The sequence below is a fragment of the Megasphaera sp. AM44-1BH genome (assembly GCF_003467125.1).
Taxonomy (GTDB): Bacteria; Bacillota; Negativicutes; order Veillonellales; family Megasphaeraceae; genus Megasphaera.
Genome location: NZ_QSFA01000001.1, coordinates 13725 through 25847 on the forward strand (window position 1 = coordinate 13725; position 12123 = coordinate 25847).

Below are 12123 nucleotides of genomic sequence, written 5' to 3' on the forward strand. Positions count from 1 at the left end.
ACACCTCTCTTTCTCAGCAATCCGGTGTATGCGTCGTCCGTTCAATGACGGCCTCCTGTACTTCACTGTCGAGTTCTACGAAGTATGCCAGGTATCCGGCTACACGCACGAGGAGATTGCGATAGTTTTCCGGATGTTTCTGTGCATCCCGCAATGTTTTATCATCGACGACGTTAATCTGGATATGTTCGCCCATATTTTTGAAGAATGTCTTGATAATAGAGGAAACGACAGCAATCCCTTTTTCGCCCTGGATACTGCGCGGATCAAAGCGCAGATTGTACAGGCAGCCATCGACAGCGTTTTTCTGATCCAGATGTGCAACAGACATGATGCACGATGTCGGACCATGGACATCACGCCCCATAACGGGCGAACAGTTATCGTTGACGGCTTCATAAGCAAACCGGCCATCGGGAGTAGCCAGTACGCATTTGCCCTGGGACACATTCATAGACTGGGATTCTACTTCTTCCCCATAAAAACCGCCACGGCTGTCTTTATACCTGGCCAGCTCCTGCCCGTAATGACGGACGATTCCGGCAGCGATGGCATCGACATAGGCATCATCATTGCCGTATTTGGGAGCCTTTTTCAGACACATCTGGCGGATATCTTCATATCCTTCAAAGTTGGCATCCAGTGCTTTCCGCAATGTCGTAATGTCGATGAGATGTTCTTTGTTGACCAGCGTATCGACAGCAGCAATGCAGTCTGCCGTATTGCCAATAGCTACGGTGAAAGCAGAAACTTCAAAGTATTTGGAACCGCCGTCCTGCAAGGGCTTGCCTTTTTCAATGCAGTTATCGACGACGAGCGAAGAAAAGGCCGTCGGCATCCGGGTAGACTGAAGGGAGCAGACAATATTGAAGCCTTTGACTACCATTTCGGTAAAATAGTCAATCTGGGTATACATGGCCTGCTGCAGTTTTTCCAATGTATCCAGTTCTTCCAATTCGCCTGTCTTCGGCCCCATTTGTTCACCATTTATAGGATTGACACCATTATGCATGACCAGTTCAAATATCTTCAGCATGTTCAGGTACCCGGAGGTCGGACGTCCATCATTTTTCCCGGCAACACCCGGCTGTACACAGCCATGGATACCCCAATTCCGTGCTTCCTCAATGGTACAGCCGCTTTTCTTCTGCAGCATCGGCACGACGAGATTATTGTTGAAAAATGCCGGCGTCGCCATGCCAGCCTGGATCATGCGGATTCCTTCGCGCATCAATTCCGGACTGAGCGTATCATGCCATTGAATGGACATAGAGGGCTGCGACGTCTGGACAGCCTGATTAGCTTTTAGACAGAGCATAGAAACAGGATTTGTCGCATCGCTCCCGTCTTCCGGTTTCTGACCGCCAATAAGCATGTTCTGCCAGAGCGGATATCCGGCAAAAGACTGACTATAGAACTTATCGCGCAGTTTCATGACACTGGTCAGTTTAATGAAGAAACATTCAATGATTTCAACAGCCCGTTCTTCCGTTACGCGGCCTGCCTTGAGATCAGATTCATAGAAATCATTTGTATACTGGTCAAAACGATGTAACGAATGACCGTGCCCATTGCTTTCAATATTGATGATAAGGTGAATGAACCAGGTGAACTGTACAGCTTCCTGGAATGTTCTGGCCGGATTCAGAGGGATGTGATGACAAATATCAGCGATAGTCATCAGTTCTTCCTTCCGTGCCGGGTCCGTTTCTTTAGCTGCCATATCTTTAGCCAGTTCACTGTAACGCTGAGCAAAAGCAACGGCCGCATCTATACTGATGATGCAGGCATTCCAGAAATCCACCTGTTCCTGCTTTTCTTTGCAATCTATGAGGGTGCTGGTAATCCGGTCTTCGCATTCTTTCCGGTAGTATGTAAACCCACGTTTCAGGATATTAAAATAGTCCGGCAGGATATGGCCCGTATTGCAGTCCCGTCCACCGACGGTGAGAATCCCGCATTCTTCAGCATGTTTAATATCATAAGGCAGTTCCTGTTCGGTAAAATGGTCGAAACTCTTATTTTTCCATTTGGGCAGATATTCTTCCACCAGTTTCCGGTCCTTTGCCGATACCCGCATGGGGTCACTGGGACGGGTTTCGAAATCATCAATTTCCCGAAGAATCCATTCCGATGTGTATTCCGGGAAAAGCGGGGCGCATCGTGGTGTTTCTCCCTGATTTCCAACGATGAGTTCCCCGTCCTGAATGAAAATCGTCATCCTGCGCAGGATATAATCGAGCATATGCGCCTTTTGCAGGACCGGTGGTTCCGCTGCATAGAGTTCGATGGCTTCTGTCGCCAATTTGGCCCGTTCTGCCGAAAGAGCGGGGACTTCATCATTCAGCATCTGTTTCAACCGGGCAATGCGCGGTGTCATTTGATAAAATTTTTCACTCATCTCTTTCTCCTCCTATATAATATTTCATTTTGTAGTTGAAATGTCTCATTTCTTTAACTATATTGTATCCATAGCCAGTCAACTAGTAAAACGGACAATCTACATAGTCAGTATAAGAAACTTTAATATAAAGAATACCGCAACAAAACGAGAAATCGGCCCGTTTCGTTGCGGTATCTTTCAAATCTGAAATATATAGTTTCTGCTTCAATAATCAGGAGTATGTGCTGTGCGCCGGATCAGAGCCTCCTGTACTTCGCTGTCCAGTTCCACAAAATATGCCAGATATCCGGCAACACGGACCAGCAGATTACGATAGTTTTCAGGATGTATCTGGGCGTCACGTAATGTCTTATCATCTATTACGTTAATCTGAATATGTTCACCCATGTTTTTAAAGAACGTTTTGACTACTGCGTCGAGAACCATAATGCCCTTTTTCCCCTGGATGCTGCGCGGGTCAAACCGCAGATTGAAAAGGCACCCATCCTTCGCATTTTTCTGATCCAGATGTGCTACAGACTTGACACAGGCCGTAGGCCCGCTTACATCGCGCCCCATAGCAGGCGAACAATTATCGGCTACCGCTTCATGGGCAAACCGGCCATCGGGAGTCGCAAGAATACATTTCCCCTGAGAAACGTTCATCGACTGGGATTCGACGACTTCAACGTAATGTCCGCCACGGGAATCACGATATTTTTCCAGATTCTTGCCATAATGACGGATAATATCAGCCGCTATAGCATCCACATAGGCGTCATCATTGCCATATTTGGGGGCCTTTTTCAAAAGCATCTGGCGCACCGGTTCTTTTCCTTCAAAATTACAATGCACGGCATCCATAATCGTGTCTATATCAAGAACGTTTTCTTTATGGACCAGTGTATCAATAGCAGCAAGAGCGTCTGCAGCATTGGCAACGCTGACACAAAAAGCACCTGATTCAAAATATTTGGAACCGCCTTCCTGTAGCGATTTTCCCTTATCAATGCATCCATCAACAAGCATCGAGGTAAAAGCAACAGGCATCCGCGATGCATGAAGGGCACCAACAACATTAAACCCTTTAATCATCATATCTACAAAATAATCATTTTGTGTGTAGAGTGCTTTCTGCAATTTTTCAAGACTATCTAGCGTTTCAATGTCTCCAGTCTGTGGTCCCAGTTGTTCTCCCGTAACGGGATTGATGCCGTTATGAAGGACCAATTCTACGCATTTAAGCTGATTCACATATCCTACAGTAGGCCGCCCATCCGACTTACCGGCTACACCGGGCTGTACACAGCCATGGATGCCCCAGTTCCGCGCTTCTTCCAGGGTACATCCTGATTTTTCCATGAGCATGGGAATGACCAGATTATTATTGAAAAAGGCTGGCGTCGCCATGCCTGCCTGAATCATGCGCAGGCCTTCATTCATCAGGTTCTGGTCCAGATGATCATGCCACTGGATAGACATAGTCGGCATAGACATCTGCACGGCCTGGTTTGCCTTCAGGCACAACATAGAAACAGGATTCGTCGCATCGCTGCCATCCTCTGGCTTCTGCCCGCCAATAATGATATTCTGCCAGAGCGGATATCCTGCAAAAGACTGGCTATAAAACTTATCCCGCAGTTTCATAATACTCGTAACTTTGATAAAGAAACATTCAATGATTTCTATAGCTTTGTCTTCGGTAATCCGCCCGGCGGCCAGATCCGCTTCATAAAACTCGTTGGTATACTGATCAAACCGGTGGAACGATTCTCCATGACCATTATTTTCAATATTCATAATGACATGCATAAACCAGACAAACTGAACGGCTTCCTGAAATGTCCGGGCTGGCTTAAGTGGTACCTGTGCACAGGCCGCTGCGATATCAAGAAGTTCAGCTTTACGCCGGGGTTCTGCTTCGGTAACAGCCATTTGGGATGCCAGTTCACTAAAACGAGCGGCATAGGCACCGGCTGCATCGATGTCGATGATAACAGCATTCCAGAAATCTACCTGATTCTGTTTTTCCTGGCAGTCAATGACCGTTTCAGCAATCTTTTTTTGGCATTGTTTTTTATAATATGTCAGTCCCCGTTTCAACAGATTAAAATAATCCGGCAAAATATGTCCCGTGCCACAATCACGGTTTCCAACAGTTACCACTCCACTTTCCTCGGCATGTTTGACATCTTCTGGCAATTCCCGTTCTACGACCTTATCAAAACTGATATTTTTCCAATACGGCAGGTATTCTTCCAGAATCGCCCGGTCTTCATCCGTGACAATCATAGGGTCACTAGGCCGGGTACTGAAATCATCAATTTCATCAAGAATCCATTCTGACGTATACTCAGGAAAAACAGGAGCACTACGAGGTTTATCTGCCTGGTTCCCCACAATCAACTCCCCATCGAGGATGAATATTTTTTTGTGACGTAAAATATAGTCCAGCATATATGCCTTTTGCAGAACCGGAGGTTCAAAGGCATATTTACGAATAGCTTCCGTAGCCAACTTTGCTCGTTCCGCACTTACAGCTGGAATCTCATCATTCAGCATCTTTTTTAAATGTTGTACCCGTTCTGTCATCTGATAAAATTGTTCACTCATGAATACATCCTCCCATAATTTAATAATTTAACTTTTTCTCTCTATCGTTTCTTACCCTGCTTATATTTTACGGAAAGACTTAACATAAGTAAAACGAGCTATTAAAATGGTGACTATTTGATTTACTCATAAAAAAATCTTCTGCACAGGAATACAGAAGATTTTTTTAGTATATATCATCAAATTATCAGCGTGCCATTGGAAACGCTTTTTTGTACGGTCTGAACGAACCGCTGTACGGCCGGTACAGCCGTATCATAATGGTTCACAGCCAGTCCTATTTCTCTCTGCGCTGGCGGATCGAGCGGTCGGGTTGTAATCGTCGGGAATTTCTCTTCCGAATACAGGGTCAGAAGTTCCGGTATCATGCCAATACCCAGGTTTTCTTCAATCATATATAGCACAGCATAATCCGAGCTGGACGTAAACGTCGGCATCAAATCAGCCTTATTCTTTTTAAAGTAACTGGCTACATCCGCATCAATCCCGTCTGATCCCCGGTACATAAAGAAAGGCTGCCCTTCCAACTGATTCGGTTTTATCACGTCATATGCCGTAAGCGGCGACTCTTTCGACATGACGACGACGTAGCGGTCTTCCTTTACAGGAAACCAGTCATATTCATAACGGGGCTGACGACTGAAAAATGCGACATCAATAAACCCTGATTCCAGCCATTCTTCCAGAACACCTACACTATTTTCCTCTACCAGGTCCAACTGTATCTGTGGATATTTATCCCGGAAGATGCGCATAATCCGGGGCATGACCGCACAGACAATCGTAGGGAAACAACCGATACGCACTTTACCGGCTATCTGACCTTTTACTTCCGAAAAATCTTGTTCCAGACGTTTATTTAGCTGCACGAGCTGCCGGATTTCCGGAAGCAGCCGTTCCCCTTCCAGCGTCAGGATAACCCCTTTATTACTGCGTTGCAGAAGCGGAAAACCACATTCTTTCTCCAGGCTGTTCATCATATACGTAATACCGGACTGCGTATACCCCAGTTCGGAAGCCGCCTTAATGAAACTTCCTTTATCTACGACGGCTAGCAATACTTCATACTTTTTTATATCCATAACTCTGCCTCCGCAAATACACTGCCTAATGCCTGCCTCTATAGCAGGACACAATCTATCTTTGTGAACATCGTAACATGAAATGACCACTTTATCAATGTATTCATTTTTCTTTATGTTCAGACTTTCCCATACCCCTATCACATTTCCATTCTTCTGATTGTTTTAAGGAGGGCTTTATATGATTGAAAGTAAAATGGATAACGTAACGATGATGACCAAGGCCAATATCTACTGGGATGGAAAAGTGACCAGCCGGACCGGATACCGCAAGGACGGCAGTAAATTCACACTGGGCATTATTACGGCTGGCACCTATACGTTTGATGTCGGCGATAAAGAAGTCGTCACGCTCATTACCGGGGAAGCAGAGATTATACTGCCGGGAGAAAACCAATGGCATACGGTAAAAGCACCTGATATATTTGAAATCCCGGCCCATTCCCAATATCAGATCCGTACGCCGGAAGTTGTGGAATATCTTTGTGATTATTATAACAAGTAAAGGCATTAAAAGGAGGTGCTGCAAATGAAAAACAGCAATATAACGATATTAACGGTGGGTGGCGCATTTACAGCCTATTGCATCGGAGCCGGTTTTGCCTCCGGTCAGGAAACGTTACAGTTTTTTGGCGCCTTTGGAGGCATGTATCCTTTTATTCTTCCCGTCACGTGTTTTATCCTTATGTTTTTATTTTGTTACGGAACATATCGTGCCGGAGCTGCTAAACATTTTTCCGATCCCAGCATGGCCTATACCTATTACTGCGGTCCCTATCTGGGAAAAGCCGTCGATTGGTTCTGTACCCTGTCAATCGCACTGTGCACATTGATTATGTTTGCAGGCAGCGGTGCCACGGTAAACCAATATCTGGGCCTCCCCGTATATGCTGGCACGATTTTCATGGGAGTTATTTCTGTTATCATCGTCTGTCTGGGACTTGAAAAAGTAACCGATGTTCTGGGCTGTGCAGGCGTCATTATCATCGCCATCATGTTCGTAGTAGGCATCTATAATGTAACGACGTCCCCTGTCACTATTATACAGGGACAAGAACATGTCCTTCAGTATGTCCAGGAAGGACGGATTATGCAGGGCGCTTTCATGGGGATACACGAACCCTTTATTGCACAGTTATTTCTGGTTGGCGCATATATCACTCTTGGCGTTGTATTCAACGTTGCCCTGGGCAGCCGCTGTCACAGCCAGAAAGAAATAGTGGGAAGCGCATTCCTTTCCGCGGCATTTTTTACACTAGGGGTCATCCTTGTTCTGGCCACGATGCTGCTCAATCTGGATTACATCGCATCAATCAAAGCCCAGGTCCCCATGCTGGCAGCTATTGAAAATTCCCTTCCTGCCCTGGCCCTGCCGTTTTCTATTATCATCCTGATTGGCGTATTTACGACAATCACAGGATACCTGTGGGCTTTTGGCCGGCGCTTTGCCGAAGACAAGACAAAGAAACAACGCATTATCGTCATCGTCGTTGCCATTATCGGCGTTACCATCGCATCCTATATTCCGCTTGGTCAGCTGGTCAACGCCATCTATCCCGTCGTCGGCATTGCCGGTGTCTTACTGCTCATCGGCATTATATACCGGATGTTTACGGACAAAGAGGGATTTCATGATGACGTAGCTGAAACATTTGCTCCTGCAAACACTAATACTTCTACCACTGATAGATGATCAATCCCTTAAATTGTTTTACTTTCAATAAAGTGGATTAAACATACATCGTCCAAACAAAAAGACAGTGAACAGAGAGCATACCTCTCATTTCACTGTCTTTTTGCATATACGTATCCGGATTCATTTTACATAAATATATTTCTGATACCGGCTGCGGGGCTGGTCCGGAACGGTCATCTGCAATTTTCCCGCCTGAATCAGGGGTGTTATATAGCGTTTAACCACATATCCACTTGTTTTCAATCCCAGAAATTCTGTGATTTCCTGACGGCTGCGAGGAATCTTGCAAAACATTAAAATACTATCTTCATCTCTGTGCATTTCGTCATCAGAAGACATAGAAGATACCGGTTCATTATAAAAAATAACGACAAATTCATTTCTTCTATTTTCAAACACCGGTTCTGGAAGACCTTGTGCCTTCATTTCCCGCCGCATTGTCGGAATCCCGGAATAACGATTTTCCGCTTCTGTAAGAGATTCGGCCATGACAGCCAGTGCCGGATTTCGTATATCGGTTCTGGCCACACCCAATTGTTCCACTGTCATTCTGCCGTATAAACTCCCCGGACTATGTATTTCCAACCGGTCGGCAAACATATCGAGTTGTATAGGGATACTTTCCGTATAAAAGCTATAATCTCTATGAATAACTGCATTCAATATAGCTTCCCGTATTGCTGCCACAGGGTATTCTGTCCAATCATGTCGTTCCCCTGTTTTCTTATCAATAACGGTCCGCGTCTTCATATTCCGACGGCAAAAAGCCAACGCCTCCCGTACCATACCAGCCAGTGTACCTTCTATCCTTTTATTATCGATGAACCGGATATCCTGACGGTTTGTATCTCCAATCTCTAGTCCAGGGACGACAACAGCCGTAATTCCCAGCTGCGGAAAATATCCCTGCGGATATATACCAAAATTCATCAATGCCGCTAAAGTTGGCATCCCTTGTCTTGAAATATTCAACATATCGTAAATGACATCCTTTTCTAGTTGTGCAAATTTAGGATGTCCTTCTTTTTTTTCGTTCACATACTGCTGAACAGCTTCCATATCCAACGCATTCATACCTGCCCGTTCAACGGGACGTTCATCATCATGAAGATGTTTCCGGAAAGCCTCCAGACTGTACAGTTCATAATCCGTCATGTGAAGATCCGCATCACCAACCCGTACAAAAGATCCTTTTAATCGTCCTGCCCCTTTGTAATAACAGGGACGATTAGAAATATCCAATCCGGGAATTTCTGCAGAACAAACATATTTCCCATCCATTTCTGCAATAGTGAATACAGCAAGTACAGGAGGTACCATTTGCAGGCATTGATCCTTTACCTTCTTCTGCAAATCCTGTAAATCATATACGCCGGTAATACTGAACTTTTGCGTTTCATCAAGTCCAAATACTATAATTCCGCCATTATCCTGATTAGAAAAACTGGACAAAGTATCATATAATTTTGTCGGACATCCTTTATGTGCCGCCTTTACTTCTATGTTCTGCATTTCTGCCTGTTGCATTCTAATAGTACGGACTAATTCAACTAAGTTTTCCGGTACCATACTGCCTCACCTCTTTATATAAAATACTATCAAATTTCATCCGTTTTTCAAATCATTTGATAAATCAGCGAGAGTTTTATCAAATATTTTATAAAACTCCCGATAAATTTCACTTAGTTTTTATTTGATTTCATTTATTTGCTGATTTTAATGAATTTTCAATTAATATTTCACTCATTTTTATAAAATATACTATCGTTTTTATAAATTACCATCCGTGATTTATAAAAACAGACCTCCTGGCAGGTTTTTATCCGTGTCAGGAGGTCTATGTCAATTACTATGCCATGTATTGTTTACTTTTCTGTCTGCAAAACTTTGTCAATCCACTGGGCAAACATGCGGCTCACGGTGAGGCGTACGTCGTTATAGGCGTGTTCCGTCGGCAGTGTATCATAATCCTGGACAGCAGTTGTCTGATGCCGGCTGAGCTGGTTCCAGAGGGGTTCAATCATGGTTTTCGCCGGTGCCACATCATCCTGACTGGCTCCGATAAAGTAGAGGTTACGATCCTTAATGTCCTCAAAAGCCTGGAAAATGCCATATCCCTGCTGGCAGCAATATTCGACGTCCCGGTAAATGGCTTCCGGTGATTCGACATGGAGGACGTAAAGACTGGAGTCGATGAGTTCATGCATAGCTGCATCCAGACCATGGGCTGGCCAGTACGGCAGGTCATACGGGGACATGACGGCCGTTCCCTTCAGCCAGGGAATACGCCGCGTAACATTGATAGAGACAAAGCCCCCCATACTATGGCCTATGAAAAAGATGTTGTTTCTGTCGATGTGATACTGAGCTGCATTTTTTTCGTTATGAGCCCATTCGGCAACACAGACCGCATCATCAATAGCACCGGAAAAGGTATAATTCCCCTGACTGCCCCAGCTGCCACGGTAGGAAAAACTGATGACTACCAGACCGGTGCGGCGCAGATTCTGGGCGATATCAAAAGTTGAAGCAAAACCCGGAAAACCATGGCAGATAATGACACAGGGATAGGTCTGGTCCTTAGCTCCGCCAGGAATCAGGGCCGTACCATATACCTGGCAGCCATGACTGGAAAAAATCAGTGATTCCAGTGACGACGGCCGTTCCTGAGGACAACAAAGAGGGTCTTTTTCTATATTTTCAATCTGTAATGCCATATCAATCGCTCCTTCATCAGGTTTACTGTTCTTTCGAGATCATAGGATAGGGATCGCCGCCTTTGGACTTTACAATGACGGTGCCAACAATGAAGCCAATGACAGACGGCAGGACCCAGGCAAAGCCGTCTGCCGCAAAGGGAATATGATTGTACAGCTGGATGAGCGAGTCGAGAGGAAGATTGGTAATACCGCTCTTATTGAGCTGCATCAGGCCTTCAAACAAACCGATAATGGTTGCCATAGCGATAGTCCCTTTCCAGGCGCCATGATTGGGAACATATTTGCAGAAGACGCCCAGGAGCATAAGAGCAATGGAAACAGGATAAATAGCAATGAAAATCCAGAATGTATACCGGATGATTCCCTGTACGCCAATGCAGGCTTCAGCAAGACCAAAGAGGCACACAAACACCATCATGTACTTGAAAGGGATTTTGCCGTCTGATAAATCGACAGTCAGATTGGCAATGGTCGAACCGACGCCGATGGTCGTCGTCAGGCAGGCCAGGAAAATGCCAATACCAAGAATAACATTGCCTGTAGAACCGGTCAGTGCATGGACGAGGCCGTTGAGCAAAGCGGTCTGATCCATTTTGCCATCAAACATGCTGGACCCGGTAGCACCGAGATACAACAGGCCACCGTAGACGATGAGAAGTCCCAAGAATGCAACAACAGCAGCTTTCAGTGTCATTTTATGCCGCGCTGATGTATCGGTGTATCCTTTCGCTTTGATAGAAGCGACAAACATGCCGGCAATGGCAATACCGACAGCGACGTCACCAGTCTGATATCCCTGCAGGAAGGAATAGGAGAATACATTGTCTACCTGTGGCGCCATAGGCGTGCCCAGCGGTTCGAATACAGCCAGGGCAATCATGACGACCAGGCAGATGAGCAGGAACGGTGTCAGATATTTGCCGACAATATCGACGATTTTAGACGGCCGGAACGTAAGCGCCAGGACAACGACGAAGTACCCTGCCAGAAGCGCAATGCGGACGACATCATTTCCCTGCAATCCCGGCAATACACTGAGCAGTCCGCTTTCAATGCCAACGCCTGCCTGCCGGGGCACACCGCAGGTCAGGATGAAGATAATCCACATGACCATATAGCCTTTGGTAAACCATTTAGCTACAGGTGCACAAATAGCCTGGACCGTACCGCCCATATTATCGACAGCAATAATCGTAGCAATAGGAAATAAAATAGCAGAAATAGCAAGGCCGATAATAGCGATTTCCCAGGAACTTCCTGACATGAGCCCGATAAGAGGTGGAAATACCAGATTGCCTGCACCGAAGAATACGGCAAACATGGCAAAGCCAATGATCAGGGCATTTGCGTTTGCATTTTTTGACATATGTAACATCTCCTTAAAAATAGGTGAATGTATATTCACAATATACATTTGTCTTTTATTATATCCCGTTGAAGTACATATGACAATACACAGATTACATGTCTTATAGATTAAAATATCATTAAAATTTTTGCTTATGGATAAAAATATAAAACGATTTATTCCCATAATGAAAAGTAACTAATCTGGATATATCCGTAATATTCCATTTGTGCATGGTTCTAATATGATAAAAAATATGGTAAGATATTACCATAAGAGAG

At 45.1% G+C, this 12123-nt stretch carries 8 protein-coding genes; 2 read left to right on the plus strand and 6 right to left on the minus strand.

Translation table 11 applies throughout. The annotated features are described in order from the left end of the window. Positions 1–13: 13 nt before the first annotated feature. The 3 genes from DW949_RS00070 to DW949_RS00080 all read right to left on the minus strand — a co-directional run bounded on the left by DW949_RS00070 (position 14) and on the right by DW949_RS00080 (position 6078). On the minus strand, positions 14–2401 hold the full coding sequence (locus DW949_RS00070) for a formate C-acetyltransferase/glycerol dehydratase family glycyl radical enzyme (protein ID WP_118021256.1): 2388 nt from the start codon (positions 2399–2401) through the stop codon (positions 14–16). A 207-nt stretch (positions 2402–2608) separates the two neighbouring features. Further along, the gene (locus DW949_RS00075; protein WP_118021257.1) at positions 2609–4996 is read right to left on the minus strand and encodes a formate C-acetyltransferase/glycerol dehydratase family glycyl radical enzyme; all 2388 of its coding nucleotides are present in this window, start codon (positions 4994–4996) and stop codon (positions 2609–2611) included. A 179-nt stretch (positions 4997–5175) separates the two neighbouring features. Beyond that, complete coding sequence (locus DW949_RS00080) at positions 5176–6078, minus strand: LysR family transcriptional regulator (RefSeq protein ID WP_118021258.1); 903 nt, start codon at positions 6076–6078, stop codon at positions 5176–5178. Positions 6079–6259: 181 nt separating this feature from the next. Here DW949_RS00080 and DW949_RS00085 point away from each other — a divergent pair, with 181 nt between their 5' ends. After that, positions 6260–6583: a pyrimidine/purine nucleoside phosphorylase gene (locus tag DW949_RS00085; protein ID WP_118021259.1), complete on the plus strand. Its 324-nt coding sequence runs from the start codon at positions 6260–6262 to the stop codon at positions 6581–6583. Between the two features lie 24 nt (positions 6584–6607). Next, complete coding sequence (locus tag DW949_RS00090; RefSeq protein WP_118021260.1) at positions 6608–7771, plus strand: hypothetical protein; 1164 nt, start codon at positions 6608–6610, stop codon at positions 7769–7771. Between the two features lie 123 nt (positions 7772–7894). Here DW949_RS00090 and DW949_RS00095 read toward each other — a convergent pair whose 3' ends face one another. The 3 genes from DW949_RS00095 to DW949_RS00105 all read right to left on the minus strand — a co-directional run bounded on the left by DW949_RS00095 (position 7895) and on the right by DW949_RS00105 (position 11860). Then, entirely contained in the window at positions 7895–9343 is a 1449-nt protein-coding gene (locus DW949_RS00095; RefSeq protein ID WP_118021261.1) for an ATP-binding protein, read from the minus strand. A 296-nt stretch (positions 9344–9639) separates the two neighbouring features. Continuing rightward, on the minus strand, positions 9640–10491 hold the full coding sequence (locus DW949_RS00100) for a S9 family peptidase (RefSeq protein WP_118021262.1): 852 nt from the start codon (positions 10489–10491) through the stop codon (positions 9640–9642). 22 nt (positions 10492–10513) lie between these two features. Beyond that, the gene (locus DW949_RS00105; RefSeq protein WP_158570606.1) at positions 10514–11860 is read right to left on the minus strand and encodes a branched-chain amino acid transport system II carrier protein; all 1347 of its coding nucleotides are present in this window, start codon (positions 11858–11860) and stop codon (positions 10514–10516) included. Positions 11861–12123 lie beyond the last annotated feature (263 nt).